We start from the raw sequence: 26,377 nt of genomic DNA, 5'->3' as shown, positions 1-26,377 counted from the left end.
CAGTAAGTTAGTCTTGTTTTTTTATACTTAAATGGAAATAACTTGTATGCTGCTGCATAGTATAAATAAAATAACTATTAACAGGTGGCTCTTAAGTGCTGGTATATTCACTCTTTTGAACACCTGTCTCAAAGATTTTCAAAAAATAAATAGGTGGGGATGGAAATGAACGAAAAACAAGAGAAAAGTTTTGTCGTCTCTCAGGAAAACTGGACCCTCCATCGTAAAGGTTATCAAGATCAGCAGCGCCATATGGATAAAGTAAAGGATGCTATTAAGAATAATTTACCTGACTTAATCAGTGAAGAAAATATTATCATGTCAAATGGCCATGATGTTATAAAGATACCAATCCGCTCGTTAGATGAATATAAGATTCGCTACAGCCATGACAAAAGAAAGCATGTGGGGCAGGGGGATGGCGACAGTGAAGTAGGAGATGTGATTGCTCGGGATCCGGGTAAGGGGAAAAAGGGACCTGGAAAAGGAGACCAGGCTGGCGATCAGGCTGGTGAAGACTACTATGAAGCAGATATTTCGATAGCAGAGATTGAGAATGTATTGTTTAAAGAGCTGGAACTGCCGAATCTGCAGGAAAAGGAACAGGCAGAGATCACAATAGAGGATGTAGAATTTAATGATGTACGCAAAAAAGGGCTAATGGGAAATGTTGATAAAAAACGAACCATCCTATCGGCATTAAAAAGAAACGCTACAAAGGGAAAAGCAGAAATAACACCGATTTATAATGACGACCTTCGCTTCAAAACATGGAATGATGTGGTAAAACCGGAATCAAAGGCAGTTGTTCTTGCGATGATGGATACGAGCGGGTCTATGGGGACATTTGAAAAGTATATGGCAAGGAGCTTCTTCTTTTGGATGACAAAATTCTTAAGGACAAAATACGAGACGGTAGAAATTGAATTTATTGCACATCATACGGAAGCAAAAGTAGTTTCTGAGGAGGCCTTTTTTTCCAAAGGGGAAAGCGGCGGAACTCGTTGCTCATCAGCCTACCTGAAGGCGCTTGAGCTAGTAGATGAAAAATTTCACCCGCGCCGCTATAATATTTATCCATTCCATTTTTCAGATGGGGAAAATATTTCCTCGGATAACAAGAAATGCATTCAGCTCGTCAATGACCTCATGGATATTTCCAGCATGTTTGGCTATGGTGAGGTAAATGCATACAGCCGCTATTCCACATTGATGTCTGCCTATAAAACGATTGAAAATCCCAAATTCCGTCATTATATTCTAAAAGAGAAGCAAGATGTCTACCACGCCATGAAAAGCTTCTTCCAGAAGGAAGCTGCAACTGTATAATTTTAATGTCAGGCACTGCCCGGTGGATGCGGAGCAGTGTCTGCTGTATTGTTGTGACCGGGTCTTAGCTGCTGCATTGTCACTGCTTAATTACCGGTTCAATTGTGAACTTCAGCAATTCATCCAACTAAGCAGGCCTCAGCACATTCTACTCCACAAGTTCAATTTTATAAACGGCTCTGTTCGTGCTTATAATGAAGCGATTCCCATCAAATTCATAGAGTGAGGAATCTTCAAGGGGGATTTCATATAAAGCTGATGGAAGTGGCTGGAATTGGCTGGCCACTGTTTGTATTTGTCCATCGCCATTTAAATTTAATGTGTGCATAGCCTCATAACCATCAATGTCCCTAGTGTCTGTGGAATACGAAATCGAGCTCAGCTCGAGTATGGTTTCATCAAGATCGTCCATCTCATACTTTAAAACTTTAACGCTATTCCCGTTCCACTGTTTCAATAAATCATCAAACTGTTCTATAGTTAAAAAATGCTGCTTCAAGGTTATCCCTCCTTCTGCTTAAAGTTTCCTATAATAATGCAATCATACAAAAATTCACTGGGAATTTCTGTATCTTCCACAAGCGTAAATAAAAAGCCTGAATTATTGACACTTCAATAACTCAGGCTTTCATATATCTAATTCAATCTAAACTTGCCGAAATAATCCTCTGTCTCACTTTTAACAACTTTATATAAGAAAAGGAGTCCGATTAAGTTTGGAATCATCATTAATGCATTAGCCATATCGGCAAAAGCCCATACAGTATTTAGACTGGCAACGGTTCCAATGAAAGTTGCGCCTACGTAAATAAATCGGTAAAGACCAATGAATTTAAGGCCAAAAAAATATTCAAAGCATTTGACGCCGTATACATACCAACCTAATATGGTTGAGAATCCAAAGAAGACAACAGACACGGAAACAATATATTCACCGATTGAACCTAAGGATGCACCAAACGCTGAACTTGTTAATGCACCAGCCTCCAGTGATGCATCATGTGTCACACCGGAAAGAAGTCCACCTGTCGTATCCCAAAATCCAGTTACGATTAGGACAAGTCCTGTCATTGTACAAACAATAATCGTTACGATAAACGTACCTGTCATTGCAACAAGTGCCTGTTTTACAGGATGGCTTGTTTTCGCATTGCCAGCGATTAGTGCTACAGTACCAAGACCGGCTTCGTTTGAGAAAATGCCCTTTGATACCCCATTACGAATCGCTTCCGAAACGACAATACCTGAAAATCCACCCACTGCTGAAATCGGGTTAAAAGCATATTCGAAAATTAATGAAAAAGCAGGGATGATGTTGTCATAATTGATTGCAAGAATAACAAGTGAAGCACCTATGTAGAGTATTGCCATTACCGGTACAAAGACTCCAGCTACAGCACTTATCCGCTGCAATCCACCAAAAATAATCAGCGAGGTTAGAATAGCAAGAATAATTCCTGTTACCACTCCACTGATATTAAAACTGTTATCCATTACATCCGCAATCGTGTTGGATTGTACACTATTTCCAATTCCGAGTGCAGCAAATGCTGCGAATGCTGCAAAAGCTACTGCAAGAGGTTTCCACTTTGGACCAATACCTCGTTCAATATAATACATCGGACCGCTGGAATACTCACCATCTGCATTTTTAACTCGATATTTCATGGCGAGTAACGCCTCGGCATATTTCGTTGCCATTCCAAGCAGTCCAACGACCCACATCCAAAAGATGGCACCAGGTCCGCCAAGTGTGACCGCTGTTGCAACACCTGCGATATTACCATTACCAATCATACCAGCAAGTGACGTCATCAGTGCCTTAAAATTACTAACGTCCCCTTCAGCTTCAGGGTCCTCGTCTTTATCCTTGAAAAATGCTAATTTAAACGCGTATAAAAGCTTTTTAAACTGTAAGCCTTTTAAAATAATCGTTAAAAAGAAACCAGTTCCAACTAGTAATATTAACGTGGGTGTACCCCAAAGTAAATCATTGATGTTTTCAAGAATCGCTAACATATAAATTATATCCCCCTAGGTAAATTACAATATGCTAAAACACATTTCTATTAGAATTTCATGGTGCCAGTTAATGTAAACGTAGTCATGAAACGCTTACATTACTTATGGAAATATAGTAAGAAATGCTATAGCACATCTAATAGTATAATACTGGATTATTCATTTGCATAGGACAATTAACGAAACTTTTTAGTTAATTATCGTAAAATTTCTTTTTATAAGAAGTTATAATCTTGTTTTCCCATAAAAAATATAGCACGCCTCCTCCTGCTTAAAGTTTTCGTGAAATGATGTATTCATACAAAGATTTACTGTGAAATATAGAGATTTTTTCCTTTGCTCAAAATATCTTGTTCATCATTTCGTTCCTGTCTCATAAACTATAGAAAGCATATTTTGGAGGGATCCTATTTGACGGAAACAAAAGCACTTACCCGGTCGATTGAGGAAATTACAGAGATTGCTTCCGGATTTGGACTTGACTTTTATCCGATGCGTTATGAGATTTGTCCTGCTGATATTATTTATACATTTGGCGCTTATGGCATGCCGACGAGGTTTACTCATTGGAGCTTTGGAAAACAGTTTCATAAAATGAAGCTGCAGTATGATCTTGGATTGAGCCAGATCTATGAGCTTGTAATTAATTCTAATCCCTGTTACGCATTTCTGCTCGATACGAATAGTCTTATCCAGAACAAGCTGATTATTGCACACGTCCTTGCCCATTGCGATTTTTTCAAAAATAATGTCCGTTTTTCCAATACGAGACGCGATATGGTTGAGAGCATGACCGCAACAGCGGAGCGGATTGCAAGCTATGAAATGGAATACGGCAAAGACGAGGTGGAAAGTTTCCTTGATGCAATACTGGCAATACAGGAGCATATCGACCCATCGATTGTAAGGCCAAAGCTGTCTGCCCAGGATTTAGAAGAAGATGAAGAGGAAGAAAGTCCAAAGATAAAAACACCTTATGATGACCTATGGAGCCTGGATCAGAAAGAGTCTGACAAAAAGCCGAAGAAAAAGCGGAGAAAAAAATTCCCACCGAAGCCTGAGAAGGATATTTTGCTGTTTATTCAGGAGCACAGTCGTGAATTGGAAGATTGGCAGCGTGATATTTTAACAATGATGCGAGAGGAAATGCTTTATTTCTGGCCGCAGCTTGAGACAAAAATCATGAATGAAGGCTGGGCTTCCTATTGGCATCAGCGAATCTTAAGGGAAATGAATTTAACGACAGATGAAACAATTGAATTTGCCAAGTTGAACGCAGGCGTTGTGCAGCCTTCCCGGCAGCAGATTAATCCATACTATCTCGGAATTAAAATTTTTGAGGATATTGAAGAACGCTATAATAACCCGTCAGATGAAATGAAAAAGCGTGGTGTCGAGCCTGGATTAGGCAGAGAGAAGATTTTTGAAGTCAGGGAAATTGAGTCAGATATTTCATTCATAAGAAATTACCTGACAAAGGAACTGGTGCAGCGTGAAGATATGTATTTATTCGAGAAACAGGGTGATTATTACCGGATAACCGATAAGGATTATGAAAATGTCAGAGACCAGCTTGTTTCCATGCGGGTGAATGGCGGATTTCCTTATATTACTGTGGAAAACGGCGATTATCTTCGCAATGGAGAATTATATTTAGTGCATGGCTATGAGGGCACTGAGCTTGACCTGCCATATCTGGAAAACGTACTTCCATATCTCCATCAATTATGGGGAAGAACTGTGCATTTGGAGACATATGTAGAGGATAAGCAGATGGTTTATTCGTTTGATGGGAAGAAAGTGTATCGGAGGTCATTGTAAGCAATTAAGGTTAGTTTACTATTTGCTTTTTACACTGAAAAATATAACTTTTTAAGGAAATCAGTATAAGTGCATAAGGGACACTTCGAGGCTTTAACATCGCAGGAGAAAAGTACTTTTCGTCGATCTAAGGCTTTCGTCATTAAAGCTTGCACTTCAGAGTATAAGGGCTTCTAGGAAAGCAAAATACGCTTTTCAAGAAGCCCTTTAGTTATAAGCCAAGTTTTCTAAAAATAGGCATATAATTTCAAGCTCATTTTTCCGCTTTTAATATTTTTGAACGAACGGGCATAGAAAATGATTTAGACATTAATGTAAATCTATCATATAAGCTAAGAGGACTCCTTCCTCAAAAATTCTATAAAATTTCAGGTGGGAGGAGAATTAGCGGTTTTGCACGTTGACGGTTTAGACGTATAGGGGTTTCCTAATGGACAAGCACAACTAAGACTATTACTAAAACGTTTTCAAATCTTGATATTAATTATGGTCTTCTCCTCCTTTTCATGGTAAAATAGGAACAAATGTTTGGGGGGGTGAATTTTAAAATGACAACGTACAAAACGCTGCAAATTTGGGTGAAAAAAGGACATCGGATGCATGATTACTTCCAAACGATGTGTCAAAGTGCAAAGAACATGCATAATACGACCAATTTTTATATTCGACAAGTTTTTACAGCATTAAAACAAAAAAAGGAACTGCAACCGTATCAAAAAGAAGTACTGGAAACTATCCAAACACATTTGCCCAAAATAAATGATAACCAAATGATAGCGTATCAAAGAAGGATTGAAAAAGAAAAGGTAAAACCAGAACTTCAACAGAAGGAAGTTAAATGCAATTTATTTGGTATGCCATCTACGGAAAACCCCTATGTTAGTTATCACTTTTTAGATGCACTTTTTAAATCGATGGCACAGCATGATTATCGGTCCTTACCAGCCCAATCGAGTCAAGGAATAATGAAAAATGTATTTCAAAATTGGAGATCATTTTATAGCAGTTTACGAGAATATAAATCGAATCCCACAAAATTTAAAGCACGTCCCAAAATACCTGGATACTGTCGTTTAAAAGTAAAAGAAATATCATTTTCGAATCAAGATTGTGTGATAAAAGAAAATAAATTCTTGAAGTTCCCGAAAACAAAAGAAAAATTAAATATCGGCAAATTGGGTTGTACGGAAGGGAAACTTAAACAAATTCGTGTGATTCCAAAATATGGTCATTACGTAGTGGAGTTAATTTTCCAGGTACATTCAGAATCAACAATGAAAGAATCGAAAAATCGCTTTATGTCTGTTGATTTGGGAATTGATAATCTTGCAGCTATTGTCACGAATACTGGCAGAAGACCAGTCTTAGTGAAGGGCAAACATATCAAATCGATTAATCAACAATATAACCAGTTAAAAGCGCGTTACACTGGTATTCTCAGGCAAGGGAAACGTGCAAACGAAATTCCTTTTACATCCAAACGTTTAGAAAAAATAAATAATAAACGATGGAATAAAATCAAAGATTTATTTCATAAAGTAAGTCATCAAATGATAAAGATAGCTTTAGAAGAGGACATTGATACGATCATCATCGGTCGAAATAAAGATTGGAAACAACATGCCAATATGGGAAAAAGGAATAACCAATCTTTTTCAACCATCCCTCATAGCTTGCTCATTAAAATGATAACATACAAAGCACAGGAACATGGCATCCATGTGATGCTGACAGAAGAAGCCTATACTTCTCAAGCAAGCTTTCTCGATCAGGATGAAATACCTGTTTATGATAACAATACAAAAAGAAACTTATTTTCTGGTAAGCGTATCAAACGTGGCCTTTATCGTTCGAAAGATGGTCAAATTATTCATGCGGATGTAAATGGCGCAGCAAATATTATGAGAAAAGTTTTTAAAGATGCGTTCCATCATACTTTTTTCAATATGGAAACCTTGAAAAGACCAATAGTTTTGAAAGTAAAATAAAAGTAATCTCAGAGGCAAAGACCAATGAGATAGCGGGGTTGGGTGTTACTAGCACACCAATGTGTCAACTCCACTGGTGGTTAATCGTCATCTTGAAAGTCGATACCCCAGAAACCCCCACTTCAAATAATGAAATTAAGTGGTGGGAGTATTCATTAAAATTATATCCATTTCATGAAATTTTAAAAATATTATGGACATCTTATTTTATCATGTTAAAATTAATATAAGCAGATAAGAGGAGATTGTCTTATGAAACTTTGGATGAGAAAAATAACTGTTGTATTAGTTACTATTATGACACTGGGCTTGTATGTCCCGCCAATTTCTTTAGATGTTGATGCAGAAGAAAATAAGGATGCATTAGCTTCGAATCCGGACAGCTTTGATGGTGCAACTTTGACCGTCACTGAGACAGCTGAAGTTGAAATTATACCAGATAATGACGAAGATTATTTTATAGAAATCTTGACTGAAAAAGCAAAAGAACAGACGATTACGAAATTAGGACCAAGAATTGCTGAACAGATTGATGATGACTTCCTCGATGATATTTTACATAATATGGAGGATGTTGTTCAATCCGTTTTAGTGGATGCTGGGGAAGATGCTTCAGAGTACATTGGTATTACCGAACATCCATCAAAAGGATTTGGTGAAAAAATCTTTAATATTTATGATTATCGCACACATAAAGATATTGCCAGATTTCATGTCCGTCGTGACAATCGTCCACTAGAAGGATACTGGTTTAATTTCCATTATCATTTAAGCAATGATGGCTTTGAAGAGCATCATGTCATTGGAGAAATTTTCTGGGATAAAAACGTCCCGCCGAAATGGATGTCTTAATAAAAAAACCTCAACAGCCTGATCTGGCAGTTGGGGTTCTTTTTATACATTTTAACCTTTTAAAAAAATAGTGAAACGGCGGAGCAAAAGTTACTACCCTATTCACCCTGCATTATAAAAAAATTACCAACTGGGAATGGAAGTCTTCCTTTGTGGAAATGAATAGTGAAAGGTATAGATGAAACTTTACCGAAAAACGCGATCAAGATTCGAACAGAAATAATTTGGCAAAAACGTGACAAATTGTCATTATTTATTGACAGGTGACACCGTGTCATTTATTATTAAACTGTACAAAGTGACACCATGTCATGTCATCTGAGATTTGGGGGAAGGAAATTGCCGAAACAAACGTTTTACAATCTGCCAGAGGATAAAAGGCAAACACTGCTATATGCAGCAGAAAAGGAATTTTCCAGGGTACCTGTTTATGAGGCCTCCATCTCTAATATCGTTAAATCGGCAGGAATACCAAGGGGCAGCTTTTATCAGTATTTTGAAGATAAAGAAGATGCATATTTATTTCTGTTAAGCCAGCAGGCAAGGACGAGGCAGGGAAACTTTATTACACTCCTGCAAAAATATGATGGAGATCTTTTTGATGCCATCACAGAAATGTATCGTCTGCTTTTAAAAGAATTGCCTGAACAGGAAAATCTGGATTTTCTAAAAAATGCTTTCCTGAATATGACTCACAAAATCGAAAATATATTCAATCGGATTTTCGATGTGAATGAAAACAGAGAGCAACTGAAAGAAATTAGTACATTAATCAATAAACAGTGTTTAAATATTTCGGATGAAAAAGATTTGCATCATGTTATTCAGATCATTACATCAGTAACCTTCCATAATTTAGTGGAAAAGTTCGCAAAGGAAATGTCCTATGAGGAAGCAATGGACAATTTCAATACGGAAATGAATCTGCTAAAAAAGGGACTTTATAAGTGAAGCAGTTGTAGCTAACATTAAAAAATTCCAAGGAAAATGGGGTATGATAAATGACAGTGAGAGTATATGGAGCACCATGTTCATCAACGAGAAAGGCGAAAGAATGGTTAACGAAGCATGGAATAACATATGTGGAAAGGAATATTCTCAGGGAACCGCTGACTGTAAACGAGCTGCGTGCTATCCTGCGTATGACACTGGAAGGAACGGATGAAATCATGTCCACAAGATCAAAAGTCTACAAAGAGCTTGATCTGGATATTGATGCGCTGCCGCTTCAGGAGTTACTGGAGCTGATTCATCAGCATCCTGGACTATTACGCAGTCCGATTATCATGGATGAAAAGAGGATTCAGGTTGGTTATCATGAAGATGATATCCGTCAGTTTCTGCCAAGGAAGACACGCGAGCATCAATGGCTTGAGTGGAGATTGAATTACCTTCGTCTGGCAGAAGGATAATTTTCGCTTGAAAACTAGGCAGCTTGGGGGTTTTGCATGCGACTGATAGCTGAACAGCCGTATATTAAAGTAAAGCGTGAAGTAAGCAGTATTGAGCAAAGGGAAATTGAGCTCAGGCGTACAATTTATCTTTATGATGAAAAAGTTGTAACAGAACATCGTGAATTTCCAATAAAGGATTTGTTGGATATGTCCTATCGATTAATTGGTGGAACAGGAGGCCTGCTTTATCTGCATACAAGTAAAGGGGTTTTCTCTTATACCGTGAAATCATCTCCGGAGCAATTTGTAAAAGCTTATAGAGATTATGTGAAATGAAATCTCATTCAGTGGGGTTTCATTTTTATCATTATAAGTGTGTGTTCAAATAGGTGCCGCGGAATTGATCAGGAGGATAATTTGAAGAAAAAACGCCCGCACACTATCATTAAAGTAATGGGTATGCGGGCGCTGGTTATAAATTTTTTATATTCTTATCCTTCAATTCGCTTCCCTAAATTGTTCCTGTTGTTCTTTTTTTTTAGCTGATGCCATTCTAAATGGTGCAATCAAGAGTGCCACAATCAGGAATGTTCCAAGCCACCCGATGGTTGGGTAAAACCAAGCAACCAGTTCTGTAAAACCGACGAAGCTTAAGCTAAATGCAACTGCAATGGTAACGGTTGTGAATAGCCTTTGTTTCTTTGTACCAACCTCTGTGAAACGTGCGCCGAATGAATAGAACATACTTACAGCGGTATTAAATATCATACCAAACAATACGACGGAATAGATTACTCCGAGTACTGGTGAAATATCATTCACAATTTTCAGCATCGGCATGTCAAAGCTTGCAACGACATCGACATTTGAAAATACTGCCAGGTGACTAAGAACGATCATCACTCCAATTCCAAGTCCGCCAACGAGTCCTCCAAGAGAAGCAATTCTTTCATCCTCTTCTGCGCCACCCATCAGTAGTGACATGGACGCCCCAACAGCTATATTAAATGAAACATAGTTAACTGCGGACATCAGCCAGTGTGAAAGTGCTGAAGGTGACTCCTGAGCAATCGGGTTTAATGCTGAGAAAGAATTATCCATAACCAGGATACTGTAAATGGATACCAGGATAACAGCGAGTATCAGGAATGGTGTGATGCTTCCGATTACGGATACAACACGGTCGACATTCAGCATCATTGTAAGGATAACCAGAATACTCATTAGTACAATTCCAAAAACTGACGGCAATCCGAACTGCTGGCTGAAAATAGAACCGCCTCCAGCAATCATAACAACACCTACACCAAACAAAGTGAAAACGATGATAGCATCTACGATAATTCCGAGGTATTTCCCGCTTACTTTATAGATAGCTTCTTTATGCGAAGTTGCCCGCATCCGGCTTCCAAGTCTTGTTAACATCATGCCAAGATATGCAAATAATGCGGTGGAGACAATTGCTCCGATTGTTCCAATATACCCGAAGCTTGTAAAATACTGCAGGATTTCCTGGCCGGAAGCAAAACCGGCTCCAACAATAATTCCAATGAATGCGCTTCCTATTTTAATTATTCTCTTCATGATGACCTCCATATAGTTTGTCCATTGAAAATAGTCTTTGATAACTATTATTATATTATGTGAAAAAGCGGATTGTTTGGTATGAATGCTAAATGAAAAGACGGTCGCTATTTCATTTATTTTCTGCAAATGGTAATCGCTTTCAACATGTTCTTTAGAAACTATCCAATCAATTTGTAATAAAATTTTATCATATCGAATAAAGAATTACTTTGTCGAAAAACCTCAAATTGATGAATTGTATTTGTTAAAATTCACAAAAACTATGTTAAAATAGCATTAGAATGGAGGAGGCCATGTATGAGCAACCCGTCTAAACACACAGATTTGTTTAAAGATATACTTGATTCTCCAGAGAATTTGGCCGATCGGATTGCGGAAATTTTGGATTGCCCTGTAACAATAGAAGATTCCAAGCATCGGATTATTTCCTATTCCAAACACGAAAAGAATGCAGACAAGGCAAGAATGGCTACGATTATTCAAAGAAAGGTCCCTGAAGAAGTAATAAATAGTTTATGGAAACACGGGATTATGGCACAATTAATTGAAAGTGATAAAGCGGTGCTTGTACCAGCTATTGAAAATGTTGGCCTGGGAAACCGCGTTGCAGTGTCTGTCCGGGAAAGAAATAAAATAATTGGATTTATCTGGGTACAAACGCAGGATAAAATTCTTGATCAGGAAAAGCTGAAACTGCTGGAGGAAGCGGCTGTTCATGTGAAAAGCCAGCTGATCCGCCACCGGGTAAAAAGAAGAAAAGCAGATGTAAACTATAATGAATTTTTCTGGCAGCTGCTGACAGGGCATATTCGGAATGAAGATGAAATTGCCCGGCAGGCTGAATATTTTGGATTGCAGATGGATGGCAGATTGACGATTGCAGTACTTGAGTTTGAAGGAGAAGTATTGGAAAAAGTTGAAAAGCACGCACATTATTTAACAGAAGCTTTGCAGCATGTTCATGTTGTATGTCGTGTATTTGACGAAAATCAGCTTATATTGCTGATTCGTCTAAGAAATAAGAAAGACAGCATGGATAATATCAATCGTTTCATTACCGATTTTGTTCATAAGATAAATGAACGGCTGAACATTGAGGAAGTGAAAGGTTCCTATGGGCTTTTCTGCAGTTCACCTGCATTCATACATGCCAGCTACAATCAGGCATTGAAGGTATTGAAGCTAAAAAGGAAATTTCCTCAAGAACTAAACGCAGTATTCAGCTATCAAGAGCTTGGTATTTATCAGTTTCTCGAAGAGCTTCATACGATCAGGAACGAAGAATACTATCGAAATACTTCCATTGAAAAGTTAAGGGAGTATGACAAAAAAAATAATTCAAATTTACTTGAAACACTTAGAATTTTTCTGGAAAGTGACAGCAATGTACGGGATGCAGCTAATAAAATCCACGTCCATGTTAATACATTAAACTATCGATTAAAGCGAATTACAGAGATTGCAGGAATTGATTTAAAGGATCCGAATCAGAAAATAACGTTATACCTCGATTTGAAAATGGAAGCTTTACAGGATAGTTTGTGATTTTTCACAAACTTCCCTGTTTCTATTTTGTATTCTGCATAATGAAAAGTTGCATTAATAGTTATATACTGGAATTGTAATTGAATTAGTGAGGAGTGTTGAAGATGATTATTGGTATTCCAAAGGAAATAAAAAATAACGAAAATCGTGTTGCTATGACACCAGCTGGCGTTGTCAACTTACTGGGTGCAGGACATAAAGTTATTGTTGAAGCAGATGCTGGTCTTGGCAGCAGTTTTACGAATAATGAATATAAAGAAGCTGGTGCTGAAGTCCTTGAAAGCGCTTCAGAGGTTTGGGGAAAAGCAGAGATGATTATGAAGGTTAAAGAGCCACTTGAATCTGAATATCACTATTTCCGCAAAGGGCTTATTTTATTCACGTATCTTCATTTGGCAAATGAGCCTGAATTGACGAAAGCACTTGTGGAAAACGAAGTAACAGCAATTGCTTATGAAACAATTACTGTGAACAATACATTGCCATTGCTTACTCCAATGAGTGAGGTTGCTGGACGTATGGCATCTCAAATCGGTGCACAATACCTTGAAAAATCAAAAGGCGGCAAGGGTATTCTATTAAGTGGTGTACCAGGAGTCGAGCGCGGGAAAGTTACAGTTATCGGCGGCGGTGTTGTTGGAACAAACGCAGCAAAAATCGCACTGGGACTTGGTGCAGATGTAACAATTATCGACCTGAACCCTGCACGCTTACGTCAGCTTGAGGATATTTTCGGTTCAAGCATTCAGACATTAATGTCCAACCCATTCAATATTGCAGAAGCTGTAAAAGATTCTGACCTTGTTGTTGGCTCGGTATTAATCCCAGGTGCAAGAGCTCCTAAACTTGTATCTGAAGAAATGGTTAAATCCATGCAGCCAGGATCAGTTATAGTTGACGTTGCAATCGACCAGGGTGGTAACTTTGAAACAGTTGACCATGTAACATCACATGATGATCCAATCTATGAAAAACATGGTGTACTTCATTATGCAGTTCCTAATATTCCTGGTGCAGTGCCGCGTACTGCAACAGTGGCATTGACAAACGTAACAATTCCATATGCAACACAAATTGCTTCGAAAGGTTATGTAAAAGCTATTCAGGATAACCCGGCGATTAAATCAGGTGTTAACGTAGTTAATGGTAAAGTTACATTAGAAGCAGTAGCAAAAGATCTAGGATATGAATATGCTTCCGTAGACGAAGCTGTTTCTGAAAAAGCTTTTTCGTAAAATGAAATGAACTTGCAAATACCCTTCAAGCATGGCTGTGGAGGGTATTTTTTGAGCAAATTATTTGGCGGATGGCTGGATGCCCTCGGTTTAAAACGGACACTCCGCTTTGTAACCGGATATTCATCAGTAAAAATTATGATATAATCTTACCCACTGGGGGTGCAATTATGAACTATGGAAGTTACCGCGATACATGGGCTGAGATTTCCATGGATGCGATTCGACATAATATAAAAACATTTAAAGCATATATACAGCCACAAAGTAAACTGATGGCCGTTGTAAAAGCGGACGCTTATGGGCATGGGGCAGTTGAAGTGGCAAATGAAGCAATTGATGCAGGTGCTGATTATTTAGCAGTTGCCTTCCTTGATGAAGCAGTACAGCTGAGGCAGGCTGGAATTAATTTTCCGCTTTTAGTTCTTGGATATACAACTGCGGAGGCTGCTGAGGAAGCAATTAGAAATGATATCACATTAACAGTTTTTACGATTGATGTGGTTGAACATATAGAAAGAGTGGCAGAGAAATTAGGGAAAACTGCCCGGATTCATATAAAAATTGACAGTGGAATGAATCGGATAGGCATTAAAGATAAGACAGAGGCATTGCAGCTGATTCAATCCATTCACTCTCCAAACGTGATTGTGGAAGGGATCTTCACTCACTTTGCTGACGCAGATAATCCAGACCCTGCTTACACGATAGAGCAATTTGAGCATTTTACCAGGCTAACCGATTATCTGGAGCGGCATGATGTTTCCATTCCAATAAAGCATTGCTGCAATAGTGCAGGTACAATCGCTTATCCCGACATGCATCTGGATATGGTCCGGGTAGGAGTCAGTCTTTACGGTTTATACCCGGATGAACATTTGCAATCGAAAATTTCATTAAAACAGGCGATGAGTTTTAGAACAAAACCAGTTATGATTAAAACAGTAGAGGCAGACCAGCCCATCAGCTATGGCTGCACATTTTCTCCTGAAAAGCCTGCAAAAATAGCTACCATTCCAGTTGGTTATGCAGACGGATTTTCAAGGCTTTTATCCAATAAAGGAAATGTGACAGCAAAGGGCAAGAGGGCACCGATTGTCGGCAGAATTTGCATGGACCAGGCAATGATTGATGTAACAGAAATAGAAGAGTTGGATAATAATGATGTGATTACAATCTTTGGAGACCAACAGGATGGTTATATTTCGATGGCTGAAGTAGCTGACCAGATGAACACAATTCACTATGAGACAACATGTTTAATTGGAAAGCGGGTGCCTAGAGTATATGTCCGGGATGGCAAGGTTTTAAAAGAAAGAGGATTAGTTCAGCAAAATATGCAAAGTATATGAGTAGTAAGGTTGTCTTTTAAAGGAAGACAGCCTTTTTCTTTTATTACTTTGATAATTCCTATAAAATAAAAGCAACTAACGATGAATTTGAGCAGGAATCAAAAATATTTCGTGGCTATGACTATGAACAGCCACGCCGCCCTAGCGACTATTGCTTAGTGTCACCCGCAATAAACGGGCGCTTATGCTTTTGAATTTAAGGAGGAACTGTCCAGTGATCATTGCGATCATCTTTTTACTATTTGTTTCATTTTTCTTTTCGGGAAGTGAAACAGCATTAACCGCTGCAAATAAAATGAAGCTGCAAACGAAAGCTAACAACAATGATAAAAAATCAGCAAAGCTATTGGATTTGCTCTCAAAACCTGACGAGTTTATCACGTCCATTCTTATAGGGAATAATATTGCCAATATTGTGCTTCCAACACTTGTAACGATGCTTGCCATCGAATATGGCATTAATGCTGCCATTGCTACTGCAGTATTGACGATTACCATAATTATCTTTTCCGAAGTCATTCCAAAGTCGATTGCGGCTACTTTTCCTGACAAAATTGCATACATTGTTTTTCCTGTGATACGTTCAGTGATGTTCATCTTCAAACCGCTCACATTGCTATTAAATGGAATGACAAGATTTATCATAAGGTTTCTTTCCAAAGGTGAGATACAAGAAGCATCGATATCGAAGGCTGAACTGCGGACAATGGTTGATATTGCCGGAGAGGAAGGAACATTTAAGAAGGATGAATCACATCGGATTAAGGGAATACTTGATTTTCATAACCTGGATGTAAAGGATGTACTGAAAACACCCCGGATTGACATGATTGCTCTTCCGCATACTGCAAGCTTTGAAGAGGTAAGGGATGTTGCAATCCAGAATCCATATACAAGATACCCGATTTTTAATGAGGATATTGACAATATCGTTGGGGTATTCCATTCAAAATATCTTTTGAAATGGTCCATGGATCCTGAAAAATCGCTGAAATCCTTCAGTGATATGGATCCACTCGTGATTTATGAATTTCATTCCATTGAACAGATTTTCCGTAAAATGACACAGGAGAAAAAGCACATGGCAATTGTTCTGGATGAATATGGCGGAACAGAAGGAATTTTGACCCATGAAGACGTAATCGAAGCAATGATCGGCCTGGAAATTGAAGATGAAATGGATATAGACAGGCTTATTGAAAAAAGTACTGAAACTGAAATTATTTGTGATGGGAAAATCCCTCTCCACCGGCTAAACTCACAGTTTAATACGGAAATTCCCGAGGAAGAAGATGTTCTCGCTGGATATATTTTAAAGGAGCTTAATCGGTTTCCTGAAGAAGGAGAGGCCTTTGAGCGAAATAATCTCACCTTTAAAATATTGGAAATAGAAGGAAGAACATTAAAAAAGGTTCAGATTGTCAAATAAATAATTAAAGTCCGCTCATCAACCAAATACCCTTTCCATGCATAGGATAATAAAGTAAAGCTTTGAAGGAGTGTTTCAGATGGGTTTATATATTAACCGTGACAATCATATGGATATTTATAAAAATAACAGAAAGATAGATGAACCAAACCAGGGTTTTTTTATAAGAAATCATGTGGAAGAAATGATTAAGGAACAAAAAAGAATTAATGAATCCTTACATCGCTCCTTTCACAGATTAAAATGGCTGCAGCAGCAGAGTGAATATAAACAATCCGGCCAATGGCAGGAAATTGATGGGAAATTAAAAGAATTGAAAGCAATAAACCAGCAGCATGTAAAGCTTGAAGAGCAGGTCGTAACCCAGTTGAAAAAGCTGGAGAATGAAAACAAAAGAGTACAGCAGCTGCTGGAGGATGGACGATTATCGAAACAGGAATTAAGCGAGAAATTAACTGCGATTGGCCAATCAAATCAGTTAATCGTAACGAAACTGGAAGCCTATGGAGAAGAAAATGAAAAGCTGGCTATAAAAATAAACCAGCAAGGTGAAGTGCAGCAAGAACTATCTGAACAGATTTCCAAACAGGAGGAAAATCAGGAAGAAGTCGTGAGTAAACTGGAGACTCAAGTTGCTTTGACGGAAAAAATTGCACGCCAAATTGATTATTTCCGATCTATTCTTTTTGAGAGAACCAGCTTTCTGGCAGAGAAAATTGAAAATGGCTACCAGCTGACATCAGCCTATATTGCAAAGGTAGTGAATGGTAAGGAGCAAACGATGGAAGGCAATCCAGCAAAAGAAAAGGAAAAACAAAAGAGCAGTAAATAAAATGAAAGGGGCCGTCCCTAGATCAGGCCCCAATCTGTTATATTTACGGATTATTATTTTCCAGCCGTATTTCCTCAAGGCCATTTAGATCGACATCCTGGACATGCTCCATATTATCAAGGGGAAAAACGGTGGCGGTCTCATCTGTACTGTGTACATTTTGAATATAAACTGGAATCCCATGATAATTCACATTTACCATTGGAATGGATTCCATGATTTCCTGTACGCGTTCTCTTTCCATAATTCTCTCCCTTTCCATGGCTCATCATTATTTTGAGTTGCAAAGGTGAAAGGTATTCGAGGGAAAAGTTGTATGTTAAACAAAAGCGGAAGTGTCCGTTTGGTGCGTATAGTTCTGTACGTGCTGCTAATAGAAAATCCTTTTTAAGGGAAGTTATTGCATGAAACCATTTACCAAAAATGTAATCCAAATTATAAAACAAATCCCTGAGGGTAACGTGATGACATATGGTCAAATTGCTAAGGCTGCCGGAAGTCCTCGTGGTGCACGACAGGTGGCCCGTATTCTACACTCAATGAGCCAGAAATATGACCTGCCTTGGCACCGGGTGATTAATGCCAAGGGTCAGATTGCGATTAAGGATGATGAAGGCTTTTTTAGTCAGAAGTTAATGCTTCAGGATGAAGGTGTTGATGTCAGTGAAGCAGGCAAAGTGGACTTAGAAGTATATCTCTATTGGCCGGATCCTTTGTTTGATGAAGAGATTTGATTAATAGTATGAATTAAGCGACATTAACAGGCATGAGCGCGCACTAAAAAAGAACCGTGCATCTGCACACGGCTCTTCTCAATTAGTTACTAAACATTTTTCACTGCATCTTCAATAGGTGTATCACCTGAAATCAAGTCAAATCCTTTATTAAACGTATTTTCTTCATCCAGGGATGCGACAATGATTTTGGCAACATCCACACGCGGAATTGATCCTCTTTCCACCTCTGCAGCCGCATTTACTTTTCCAGTACCTTCTTCATTCAGCAACCCGCCTGGGCGAACGATGGTATAGTTTAAATTACTAGCTTCAAGTGCTTTATCAGCATAGTGTTTTGCTGCATAATAGTGCTTGATTTCGTCTCCCCATTTTTCTCTATTATTGGCGCCTATCGCACTAACGATAACAAATCGCTTTACTCCTGCCTGTTCTGCTGCTTCTACGGATTTAATCGCCCCATCAAGATCGATAACTAAGGTTTTGTCAGGACCGGTACTTCCGCCTGATCCAGCAGTAAAGACAACTGCATCAAATCCTTTTGCAGCTTTGGCAATCTCATCAACACTGTCCTCCAGATTTACAAGTGCAGTGTCGACGCCTTGTTCGTTAAACTTTTTAGCTTGCTCCTTTTTTCTAACCATAGCTGTTACGGTATGCTCTGAACTATTTTTCAGCAGATCGACAACGTGTCTTCCAATTTGTCCATTTGCTCCGATTACTAAGGTTTTCATTTAACATATCTCCTCCACAACTATTTTTTAGCGCTTGTTTAATTATTTCAAACTATTGGATGATTATCAAAAGAACTGTTTTGTACAATGAATCATGCAGTTTAAATTACAATGTATGAACAAATATCCTCATGGGCATATTAAGACAAATTAATAAATTCATCGGTTAAGGTGAAAGGATGTTAAATATGTTATCAAATATCGGTATTCCAGGCTTAATAATAATTTTAGTTATCGCATTAATCGTTTTTGGACCGAAAAAGCTTCCTGAAATAGGCTCTGCTATGGGTCAGACACTGTCAGAATTCAAACGCACAGCAAGCAGTATTATGAGTGATGATGAAACGGATGAAAAAGTAAAAAGTGAAAAATCCACCACAGAATGACAAAAAAACTGGTCTTTGGAGAAGATTCCAAGACCAGCTTTTAAATTTGCAGTAATTAATTTTATCCAAATCGCCCGGAAATATAATCCTCTGTACGATTATCAGATGGATTGGTAAAAATATTATCTGTTTGATCGTATTCAATTACCTCGCCATTCAGGAAGAACGCTGTTTTATCAGAAATACGGGCAGCCTGCTGCATGTTATGCGTAACGATAATAATGGAATATTCCTTTTTCAGCTCCTGAACCAATTCTTCAATTCGCAATGTTGATTTAGGATCAAGTGCGGAAGTAGGCTCATCCATTAAGATGACATCTGGTTCAATCGCCAGACAGCGTGCGATGCATAAGCGCTGCTGCTGTCCGCCTGAAAGCCCATAAGCATTTTCTTTAAGCCGATCTTTTACCTCGTCCCAGATGGAAGCACCACGCAGACTGCGTTCAACAATCTCATCCAATATTTTTTTGCTGCGGATTCCATGAATTTTTGGACCATAGGTTATATTGTCGTAAATAGATTTTGGAAATGGATTTGGTTTCTGGAAAACCATTCCGACTCGGGTCCTTAGGTCCTCTACCTTAAACGATTTATCCAGGATGCTTTTTCCATTATATTCAATTGTTCCAGAAGTACGTACAGATGGAACTAGTTCTACCATACGATTTAATGTTTTTATAAAAGTGGATTTTCCACAGCCTGATGGCCCGATGATTGCAGTTACTTCCTTTTCATATATTGATAAGTTGATGTCTTTTAATGCATGTGTTTGTCCATACCATAAGTTTAAATCCTTTGTATCATAGACAATTTTTTTCTCGTCTGATCCGGCAGGTTCATTATTAGTCATTGTTGAAAGACTCATTATTTTTCACTCCTTAAAAACTTTTTAATACCTCTGTTGAAACTTATTTCGAATAAATATCGCAATCGAGTTCAATATGAATAAAAGTAAAAGCAATACGATAATTGTTGCGGCAGCCAAAAATGCATATTCATCGACTAGTGAGGAGTCGAGAGTCCAATAGTAAATCTGCATCGGAAGTGCCGTAAATGTATCAAATATGCCTTCTGGAAATGGAATTAATAATGCCGGGATTCCTAGAACCGTTAATGGTGCAGTTTCACCAATTGCACGTGACAGGGCTAAAATTGCACCTGTTAATATGCCAGGCAGTGCAGCAGGAAGTATAATGTTTTTTACCGTTTGCCATTTTGTTGCACCCATACCATAAGATGCTTCACTTAAATGGTTAGGAACAGCACGTATAGCCTCTTGTGCAGCGACGATAACGATAGGCAATACAAGCAGCGATAAGGTCAGCCCGCCAGCTAATATAACATTTCCAAAGTCCATGACCCTTACAAAAATAGTTAGACCGAGAAGACCGTATACGATTGATGGAACACCAGCCAGGTTCGAAATATTTGTTGCAATAAAGGACTGGAATTTCCCCTTTTTAGCATATAGTTCCAAATAAATTGCTGTTCCTACACCGATAATTAATGTGACTGGAATTACGATTAGCATCAAATAGGAGGTACCAAGAATAGCTCCCATAATCCCGGCTTTTTCAGGAAAAGTCGATAGTTTTCCAGTAAGGAAATTCCAATCAATCCAAGCAATACCTTGAGTTACAACTCGGAAAATTAAGATTGCCAATACAACGAGGCCAATCAATGTTGCTATCAAAAATGCTTGTTTTAATAAATTATTTTTTAATAAACGGGAATTCATTCTTTTTTGAACTAATTTATGATCAATATACTTCATTATTAATATTCCTCCCTAAACTTACGAGAGATATACTTTGCAAGTAAATTCATGATAAGTGTAAAAACAAATAAAGTCAGAGCAACAGCGTAAAGGCTGTAATATATTGTCGATCCAGCAGGTGCTTCCCCACCGGAGACTTCAACAATGTATGCAGTCATTGTCTGCATAGATTGTGTAATATCGAAAGTAAAGTTCTTGGAGCTTCCACTTGCAATCGTTACAATCATCGTTTCACCAATAGCACGAGAAATTCCAAGAACGAACGAGGAGATAATTCCAGATAATGCAGCTGGAATTACAACCTTGAATGTTGTTTCCAATTTTGTAGACCCTAATGCCAATGCGCCTTCTCGCATGGAATTCGGGACAGACGTCATGGCATCTTCTGATAGTGATGCAATCATTGGGATAATCATAACTCCCATAACAAGACCAGGACTAAGAATATTAGTTGCTTCAACTGCCGGAAAAACAGCTCGAATTACAGGTGTTACAAACGTAAAAGCAAAAAATCCGTATACTATAGTTGGAATACCAGCAAGTATTTCCAATAATGGTTTTAATGTTCTTCTTACTTTATCTGATGCATATTCACTTAAATAAACTGCAGACATAATTCCGATTGGACCTGCCACAAGCATTGCTATTACAGATGAGATAATTGTTCCATTTAAAAGTGGGAGCAGACCGAATTCAGGATTTTGACTCAATGGCTTCAATACTGTTCCTGAAAGGAATTCCCAAATCGGTATTCGCTTAAAAAATTCAAATGCCTCTGATAATAAAGTATAGATGATTCCTACTGTTGTCAGAATAGAAATTGATGCAATAATGAGAAGTAATATTGGAATTATTTTTTCGGTCAGTGCAGAAAAATTCCTCTTACTTTTCTTTTCGGCGATCATTTTTCTGACATTAACAGCGTTCTTTTTCTCGAAATCGCTGTTTGTTGTCATTTCCTTGGGCACCCCTTCCAGCGCTTAAAAGTCACAATGAGATGAGAGCACACAACTCTCATCTCATTATTGTCAAATATTTATTTTAAATCTTGCTTATTTGATTCCTTCAATTTCTTCAAGCTGTGTTTGAGCTTCTTCGTCTGGGATTGGAGCAAATCCAGTTTCGCCAGCGAATGTATTTGCTTCTTCAGCAACAAACTTAGCATAATCCAGTACTTGGGCTTTTTCTTCTGCCATTCCTACGTTAAGGTAAGTGAATACTGGACGAGTGAAGTTAGCATAAGGGCCTTCTTCTCCGATTGTTTCAAGAGATGGAGTTACTGCACCTTCACCAAAGTCAATTCCAACAGCATTTACTTTGTCTTTGTTGCTATCATAATATCCAAAGCCGAAGAATCCAATTGCGTTTTTGTCCTCAGCTACTAGCGTTACAAGTGTTGAATAATCTTGTTGAAGATTAATATCACCAACTAAATCTTGTTCTTCAAGAATGTTTTCATAGAAGAATTCATACGTACCATGGTTTTCGTTCGGTCCATACGTTTGAATTTTTTCTTCTGGCCAATCTGGGTTAATATCTGACCAATTTGTATACTCACCCATGAAGATGCCTTTTACTTGATCTTCAGTCAACTCAGAAGCCCAGTCATTTTCAGGGTGTGTTACAATTGTTAACCCATCTAATGCTACTTTAATTTCCATTATTTCAATTCCAAGTTCTTCTGCTTTCGCTTTTTCTTCATCTTTAATTAATCGGGAAGCATCGTTGAAGTCTGTTCCATCTTCTGCTAAAAATCTTTCGAATCCAGCACTTGTACCAGCACGGCTTACTTCAACAGAAACACCTTCATTGTTCATCATATATTCTTCAGCTAATCTGGACATCAATGGAAAAACTGTTCCTGATCCATCAATTACTACACTGCCTTCAAGTTCAGCTGATTCACTATCACCTTCTGCATTTGCATTTTCAGAAGATGTATCCTCTGAGTTATTATTTTCTTCCTCTGAATCTGATCCTCCGCAGGCTGCAAGTACGAATGCTAGTGCAGCAACTACTAGGAACAGTAGATACTTTTTGAATTTCATTAAAAATTGCCTCCCCATTATGTCTGGTATATTTTTTTGAGAGCTTTTGTCTCTCAATTTCTAGTATAGTAGGGGAATATTAAGCAAGTATGTTTGTAATGTAAATAGTTTGTAAATTTAGGCTGATTTTATGAAATTTGCCGGTAAAAGTTACTATAAATTGTGAACTCAAGTCATTTTTGCTGTGCATTTTGGACTAATCAATCTGAGCTACAGCATTTCTTACCAGCTTCCTTCGACTGCGGCTCAATTTCTGTAAAATGGTTTATGATTTGTTCGAGTACAAACCAGTATGCTAAAATAAGAATATCAACTTAATAACCTTGACAACCGTCAAAGGGGAGTAGCCTTGGAGTTGGTTTAGTGTCGATTCCAAAATAATAGTCGTCATTACATGATTTACGAATCATCGGCTTTATTGGCAAAAAATTGCTTAGCGAGACCTTTGTCCTTAGTGGCAGAAGTCTCGCTTTTTGATTAATTTTTTTCAAAGGTAAATAATAGTAAATAGAAAGGAGTTTTTTCGTGGAGGAATTTTATCGTAATAGTAAAAAAGATGTTTTACAGTCTATTAATTCTTCTGAAGAAGGATTGACAAAAGCTGAAGTAAAAAACCGTCTTGAAAAAGATGGCTACAATGAAATTGAAGATAAAGAAAAGGAACCCACATGGAAGCTTTTTCTGGAAACATTTAAAGATCCAATGGTGGTTGTCCTGCTGGTGGCTGCAGGTGTGCAGTTAATACTTGGAGAAATTGTTGAGTCACTGATTATTTTTCTTGTGCTGATTATTAATTCGATTATCAGTGTGGTACAGACAAAGAAAGCAGAAAGTTCACTTGATGCATTAAGAGATATGTCTGCACCGGAGGCGAAAGTACTCCGTGATGGTGAAAAACAGACTATTCCGGCAAGAGAGCTGGTCCAAGGGGATATCGTTTATCTGGAAGCAGGTGACTATGTTCCTGCGGATGGACGAGTACTTGAAAGTGGCTCTCTTAAAGTAAATGAAGGAATGCTTACTGGGGAATCCGAAGCTGTTGAAAAAGACACAGAATCTATTTCAGAAGAAGCAGCCCTCGGGGACCGTCGCAATATGGTGTACAGCAGTTCACTGATTGTCTATGGACGAGGAACGGTTGCAGTGACTGGAACAGGGGAAAAAACGGAAATCGGAAAAATTGCTGATATGCTGTCAACAGCTGAGGCAAAACAGACCCCATTGCAGCGTAAACTGGAATCGTTCAGCAAAAAATTAGGAATTGGAATCCTTCTGCTATGTATCTTAATTTTTGCTGTACAGGTTGCACGTATCTGGTTTGGTGAGGGGAATGTTGACACAACGACTGCAATTTTAAATGCATTAATGTTTTCCGTAGCGATAGCTGTAGCGGCTATTCCGGAAGCTTTGTCTTCTATTGTTACGATTGTACTTTCTGTTGGTACGAATAAAATGGCCAAACAGCATGCAATTATTCGAAAACTTCCTGCAGTGGAAACGTTAGGATCGACAAGTGTTATCTGTACCGATAAGACAGGGACACTGACACAAAATAAAATGACAGTGACCGACTACTTTATTCCGGGAAATGAAAAAGAAGAGCTTGAAGAAAATCCGGATGACTGGAGTAATGCAGAAGAACTGCTGACCAATATTATGGTGCTTTGTAATGATTCGTATATTAATAATGATGGAAATGAGATTGGTGATCCAACCGAAGTTGCGCTCATTAATTTTTCCAATAAAAATAACAAGGAATATGAAGCGGTCCGAAATCAGTTTGAACGCGAGGCAGAACTGCCATTCGATTCAGATCGTAAATTGATGTCAACAGTCCACACCATTGATAATGAAAGAATGATGCTGACAAAAGGCGGTCCTGATGTAATGTTCGATCGTGCCGGCTACGTTTTAAGGTATGGAAAGGAGGAGCCAATCACGGACGAATTGCGCGGGCTTTTTGAAAAAGCGAATGAGGATTTTTCGAATCAGGCTTTGCGCGTTCTGGCTTATGGCTACAAACAGTTGAAGGAAGAAAAAAAAGACATCACACATGATGATGAGTATGACCTCGTACTCGTTGGGCTGACCGCGATGATTGATCCGCCAAGAGAAGCAGTTTATGGCTCTATCGAAGAATCGAAAAAAGCAGGCATACGCACTGTGATGATAACAGGTGATCATAAAACGACTGCCCAGGCAATTGGCCGCGATATTGGGTTAATGGATGAGAATGATATTGCGCTTACTGGACAGGAACTCGACGCCATGTCAGAAGAGGAGCTTGAAGAGAAACTGGAGCAGATTTCCGTCTATGCACGGGTATCACCGGAAAATAAAATCAGGATTGTTCGTGCATGGCAGAAAAGGGACAGTATTACAGCCATGACTGGTGATGGAGTCAATGATGCTCCTGCACTGAAGCAGGCTGATATCGGAATTGCGATGGGAAGCGGTACCGATGTGGCGAAGGATTCGTCTGCGATGATTTTAACAGATGATAACTTTGTATCCATCGTAAATGCTGTTGGAGTCGGGCGGACTGTATTTGATAATATTAAAAAAGCAATCGGTTATTTGTTTGCAGGGAACCTCGGTGCGATTATTGCAATTCTTTTTGCTGTAATCTTAAACTGGGCTAATCCTTTTACGGCACTGCAGCTATTGTTCATCAACCTTGTCAATGACTCCTTGCCTGCAATTGCACTAGGTATGGAGAAATCAGAACCTGAAGTGATGAAGCGAAAACCGCGTAACATAAATGAGGGAATCTTCTCTGGAGGAACAATGAAGGCAGTTGTCACTCGTGGTGTGTTAATCGGGATTGCTGTTATCATTTCACACTATATTGGCTTGCAGCACTCAGCCGAAATGGGTGTCGCTATGGCATTTACAACATTGATCCTGGCAAGAACATTGCAAACCTTTGCAGCAAGATCCAATACGCAAACAGTATTTGGTGCAGGTTTCTTCAGTAATAAATATGTAATTGGTGCAGTAGCACTCGGTTTTGTTCTCTACGGAATCACTGTAATGCCATTTGCACGTGATGTATTCTCCATTCCAGCATCATTTGGACTAGCTGACTTGGGAGTTGCAACAGGATTGGCTGTTGGAGCAGTTATCTTGATGGAGATTGTTAAGGTGATTATGCATAAGATGGAGAAATAGGTGTTGCATACGCAGCATTCTTAAAATTGAGATATAGATTGACTAGGTAAGTTAATGTTGATTTCAAGGATTTGGAATTTGTAAATTTAATAAAGTATACCTTCACTAGACCACAACAGATTAGATTCTTTTGTGGTTTTT

24 protein-coding genes and 1 riboswitch are annotated in these 26,377 nt (G+C 38.5%); of the genes, 15 read left to right on the top strand and 9 right to left on the bottom strand.

The window, feature by feature from the left end:
* Positions 1-165 precede the first annotated feature (165 nt).
* A complete protein-coding gene (gene yhbH / locus CIL03_RS06595; protein WP_094884853.1) occupies positions 166-1,329 on the top strand; it encodes a sporulation protein YhbH in 1,164 nt (387 codons plus the stop codon).
* 148 nt (positions 1,330-1,477) lie between these two features.
* On the opposite strand, the gene ymzB is transcribed toward yhbH, so the two are convergent.
* On the bottom strand, positions 1,478-1,828 hold the full coding sequence (gene ymzB, locus CIL03_RS06590) for a protein YmzB (protein ID WP_094884851.1): 351 nt from the start codon (positions 1,826-1,828) through the stop codon (positions 1,478-1,480).
* A gap of 137 nt (positions 1,829-1,965) precedes the next feature.
* Positions 1,966-3,348: an alanine/glycine:cation symporter family protein gene (locus CIL03_RS06585; RefSeq protein ID WP_094884849.1), complete on the bottom strand. Its 1,383-nt coding sequence runs from the start codon at positions 3,346-3,348 to the stop codon at positions 1,966-1,968.
* Positions 3,349-3,762: 414 nt separating this feature from the next.
* On the opposite strand from CIL03_RS06585, the gene CIL03_RS06580 reads away from it, so the two are divergent.
* The 6 genes from CIL03_RS06580 to CIL03_RS06555 all read left to right on the top strand — a co-directional run bounded on the left by CIL03_RS06580 (position 3,763) and on the right by CIL03_RS06555 (position 9,742).
* A complete protein-coding gene (locus CIL03_RS06580; RefSeq protein WP_094884847.1) occupies positions 3,763-5,172 on the top strand; it encodes a SpoVR family protein in 1,410 nt (469 codons plus the stop codon).
* Between the two features lie 548 nt (positions 5,173-5,720).
* Positions 5,721-7,160 (top strand): RNA-guided endonuclease InsQ/TnpB family protein, encoded by a 1,440-nt coding sequence (locus CIL03_RS06575; protein WP_094884844.1) that lies wholly within the window; start codon positions 5,721-5,723, stop codon positions 7,158-7,160.
* 252 nt (positions 7,161-7,412) lie between these two features.
* Positions 7,413-8,012, top strand: coding sequence for a YpjP family protein (locus tag CIL03_RS06570; protein WP_094884841.1), 600 nt, complete (start codon positions 7,413-7,415; stop codon positions 8,010-8,012).
* Between the two features lie 339 nt (positions 8,013-8,351).
* The gene (locus CIL03_RS06565; protein WP_094884839.1) at positions 8,352-8,963 is read left to right on the top strand and encodes a TetR/AcrR family transcriptional regulator; all 612 of its coding nucleotides are present in this window, start codon (positions 8,352-8,354) and stop codon (positions 8,961-8,963) included.
* A gap of 50 nt (positions 8,964-9,013) precedes the next feature.
* The gene (gene spx / locus CIL03_RS06560; RefSeq protein ID WP_094884836.1) at positions 9,014-9,424 is read left to right on the top strand and encodes a transcriptional regulator Spx; all 411 of its coding nucleotides are present in this window, start codon (positions 9,014-9,016) and stop codon (positions 9,422-9,424) included.
* A gap of 36 nt (positions 9,425-9,460) precedes the next feature.
* On the top strand, positions 9,461-9,742 hold the full coding sequence (locus CIL03_RS06555; protein WP_094884834.1) for a hypothetical protein: 282 nt from the start codon (positions 9,461-9,463) through the stop codon (positions 9,740-9,742).
* Between the two features lie 162 nt (positions 9,743-9,904).
* Here CIL03_RS06555 and CIL03_RS06550 read toward each other — a convergent pair whose 3' ends face one another.
* Positions 9,905-10,990: a YkvI family membrane protein gene (locus CIL03_RS06550; protein WP_094884832.1), complete on the bottom strand. Its 1,086-nt coding sequence runs from the start codon at positions 10,988-10,990 to the stop codon at positions 9,905-9,907.
* Between the two features lie 300 nt (positions 10,991-11,290).
* Between CIL03_RS06550 and CIL03_RS06545 the strand changes: the two genes are divergently transcribed.
* From CIL03_RS06545 to CIL03_RS06525, 5 genes are all read left to right on the top strand, one after another.
* Positions 11,291-12,538: a PucR family transcriptional regulator gene (locus CIL03_RS06545; RefSeq protein ID WP_094884830.1), complete on the top strand. Its 1,248-nt coding sequence runs from the start codon at positions 11,291-11,293 to the stop codon at positions 12,536-12,538.
* Positions 12,539-12,642: 104 nt separating this feature from the next.
* Complete coding sequence (ald, locus tag CIL03_RS06540; RefSeq protein WP_094884828.1) at positions 12,643-13,773, top strand: alanine dehydrogenase; 1,131 nt, start codon at positions 12,643-12,645, stop codon at positions 13,771-13,773.
* A 170-nt stretch (positions 13,774-13,943) separates the two neighbouring features.
* Positions 13,944-15,125, top strand: coding sequence for an alanine racemase (gene alr / locus CIL03_RS06535; RefSeq protein ID WP_094884826.1), 1,182 nt, complete (start codon positions 13,944-13,946; stop codon positions 15,123-15,125).
* Positions 15,126-15,339: 214 nt separating this feature from the next.
* Positions 15,340-16,554, top strand: a complete 1,215-nt coding sequence (locus CIL03_RS06530) for a hemolysin family protein (protein ID WP_094884824.1) — start codon at positions 15,340-15,342, stop codon at positions 16,552-16,554.
* A gap of 79 nt (positions 16,555-16,633) precedes the next feature.
* On the top strand, positions 16,634-17,386 hold the full coding sequence (locus tag CIL03_RS06525; protein ID WP_094884822.1) for a hypothetical protein: 753 nt from the start codon (positions 16,634-16,636) through the stop codon (positions 17,384-17,386).
* 43 nt (positions 17,387-17,429) lie between these two features.
* On the opposite strand, the gene CIL03_RS06520 is transcribed toward CIL03_RS06525, so the two are convergent.
* Positions 17,430-17,630 (bottom strand): H-type small acid-soluble spore protein, encoded by a 201-nt coding sequence (locus CIL03_RS06520; protein ID WP_094884820.1) that lies wholly within the window; start codon positions 17,628-17,630, stop codon positions 17,430-17,432.
* 160 nt (positions 17,631-17,790) lie between these two features.
* Between CIL03_RS06520 and CIL03_RS06515 the strand changes: the two genes are divergently transcribed.
* The gene (locus CIL03_RS06515) at positions 17,791-18,120 is read left to right on the top strand and encodes an MGMT family protein (RefSeq protein ID WP_094884818.1); all 330 of its coding nucleotides are present in this window, start codon (positions 17,791-17,793) and stop codon (positions 18,118-18,120) included.
* 89 nt (positions 18,121-18,209) lie between these two features.
* Here the strand turns inward: CIL03_RS06515 and CIL03_RS06510 are convergent, their stop codons facing one another.
* On the bottom strand, positions 18,210-18,854 hold the full coding sequence (locus CIL03_RS06510) for an SDR family oxidoreductase (protein ID WP_094884816.1): 645 nt from the start codon (positions 18,852-18,854) through the stop codon (positions 18,210-18,212).
* A 188-nt stretch (positions 18,855-19,042) separates the two neighbouring features.
* Here CIL03_RS06510 and tatA point away from each other — a divergent pair, with 188 nt between their 5' ends.
* Positions 19,043-19,240, top strand: a complete 198-nt coding sequence (gene tatA / locus CIL03_RS06505; protein ID WP_094884814.1) for a twin-arginine translocase TatA/TatE family subunit — start codon at positions 19,043-19,045, stop codon at positions 19,238-19,240.
* 61 nt (positions 19,241-19,301) lie between these two features.
* Here the strand turns inward: tatA and pstB are convergent, their stop codons facing one another.
* The 4 genes from pstB to CIL03_RS06485 form a co-directional block, all read right to left on the bottom strand.
* Positions 19,302-20,105, bottom strand: coding sequence for a phosphate ABC transporter ATP-binding protein PstB (gene pstB / locus CIL03_RS06500; protein ID WP_094884812.1), 804 nt, complete (start codon positions 20,103-20,105; stop codon positions 19,302-19,304).
* A gap of 24 nt (positions 20,106-20,129) precedes the next feature.
* Positions 20,130-21,014, bottom strand: coding sequence for a phosphate ABC transporter permease PstA (gene pstA, locus CIL03_RS06495; RefSeq protein ID WP_094884810.1), 885 nt, complete (start codon positions 21,012-21,014; stop codon positions 20,130-20,132).
* 2 nt (positions 21,015-21,016) lie between these two features.
* Positions 21,017-21,973: a phosphate ABC transporter permease subunit PstC gene (pstC, locus tag CIL03_RS06490; RefSeq protein ID WP_094884808.1), complete on the bottom strand. Its 957-nt coding sequence runs from the start codon at positions 21,971-21,973 to the stop codon at positions 21,017-21,019.
* Positions 21,974-22,069: 96 nt separating this feature from the next.
* Entirely contained in the window at positions 22,070-23,065 is a 996-nt protein-coding gene (locus CIL03_RS06485; RefSeq protein WP_094884806.1) for a PstS family phosphate ABC transporter substrate-binding protein, read from the bottom strand.
* Positions 23,066-23,391: 326 nt separating this feature from the next.
* A riboswitch (yybP-ykoY riboswitch) is annotated at positions 23,392-23,544 on the top strand.
* Positions 23,545-23,590: 46 nt separating this feature from the next.
* On the opposite strand from CIL03_RS06485, the gene CIL03_RS06480 reads away from it, so the two are divergent.
* Positions 23,591-26,236, top strand: a complete 2,646-nt coding sequence (locus tag CIL03_RS06480; protein WP_094884804.1) for a cation-translocating P-type ATPase — start codon at positions 23,591-23,593, stop codon at positions 26,234-26,236.
* Positions 26,237-26,377 lie beyond the last annotated feature (141 nt).

Origin of the sequence: Virgibacillus indicus (assembly GCF_002266285.1) — a bacterium.
Lineage (GTDB): Bacteria > Bacillota > Bacilli > Bacillales > Amphibacillaceae > Virgibacillus_K > Virgibacillus_K indicus.
Note: the sequence above shows the minus strand (reverse complement) of the source record. Positions and strands in the feature narration are given on the sequence as shown.

What these genes read in the sequence shown, in the direction of transcription:
- CIL03_RS06485 (WP_094884806.1), bottom strand. Translation starts at nt 23,065, where the DNA reads ATGAAATTCAAAAAGTATCTACTGTTCCTAGTAGTTGCTGCACTAGCA.
- CIL03_RS06520 (WP_094884820.1), bottom strand. Translation starts at nt 17,630, where the DNA reads ATGGAAAGAGAACGCGTACAGGAAATCATGGAATCCATTCCAATGGTA.
- CIL03_RS06510 (WP_094884816.1), bottom strand. Translation starts at nt 18,854, where the DNA reads ATGAAAACCTTAGTAATCGGAGCAAATGGACAAATTGGAAGACACGTT.
- CIL03_RS06585 (WP_094884849.1), bottom strand. Translation starts at nt 3,348, where the DNA reads ATGTTAGCGATTCTTGAAAACATCAATGATTTACTTTGGGGTACACCC.
- alr (WP_094884826.1), top strand. Translation starts at nt 13,944, where the DNA reads ATGAACTATGGAAGTTACCGCGATACATGGGCTGAGATTTCCATGGAT.
- tatA (WP_094884814.1), top strand. Translation starts at nt 19,043, where the DNA reads ATGTTATCAAATATCGGTATTCCAGGCTTAATAATAATTTTAGTTATC.
- pstA (WP_094884810.1), bottom strand. Translation starts at nt 21,014, where the DNA reads ATGAAGTATATTGATCATAAATTAGTTCAAAAAAGAATGAATTCCCGT.
- CIL03_RS06570 (WP_094884841.1), top strand. Translation starts at nt 7,413, where the DNA reads ATGAAACTTTGGATGAGAAAAATAACTGTTGTATTAGTTACTATTATG.
- CIL03_RS06515 (WP_094884818.1), top strand. Translation starts at nt 17,791, where the DNA reads ATGAAACCATTTACCAAAAATGTAATCCAAATTATAAAACAAATCCCT.
- yhbH (WP_094884853.1), top strand. Translation starts at nt 166, where the DNA reads ATGAACGAAAAACAAGAGAAAAGTTTTGTCGTCTCTCAGGAAAACTGG.
- CIL03_RS06555 (WP_094884834.1), top strand. Translation starts at nt 9,461, where the DNA reads ATGCGACTGATAGCTGAACAGCCGTATATTAAAGTAAAGCGTGAAGTA.
- pstB (WP_094884812.1), bottom strand. Translation starts at nt 20,105, where the DNA reads ATGAGTCTTTCAACAATGACTAATAATGAACCTGCCGGATCAGACGAG.
- spx (WP_094884836.1), top strand. Translation starts at nt 9,014, where the DNA reads ATGACAGTGAGAGTATATGGAGCACCATGTTCATCAACGAGAAAGGCG.
- CIL03_RS06545 (WP_094884830.1), top strand. Translation starts at nt 11,291, where the DNA reads ATGAGCAACCCGTCTAAACACACAGATTTGTTTAAAGATATACTTGAT.
- CIL03_RS06575 (WP_094884844.1), top strand. Translation starts at nt 5,721, where the DNA reads ATGACAACGTACAAAACGCTGCAAATTTGGGTGAAAAAAGGACATCGG.
- ald (WP_094884828.1), top strand. Translation starts at nt 12,643, where the DNA reads ATGATTATTGGTATTCCAAAGGAAATAAAAAATAACGAAAATCGTGTT.
- pstC (WP_094884808.1), bottom strand. Translation starts at nt 21,973, where the DNA reads ATGACAACAAACAGCGATTTCGAGAAAAAGAACGCTGTTAATGTCAGA.
- CIL03_RS06550 (WP_094884832.1), bottom strand. Translation starts at nt 10,990, where the DNA reads ATGAAGAGAATAATTAAAATAGGAAGCGCATTCATTGGAATTATTGTT.
- CIL03_RS06525 (WP_094884822.1), top strand. Translation starts at nt 16,634, where the DNA reads ATGGGTTTATATATTAACCGTGACAATCATATGGATATTTATAAAAAT.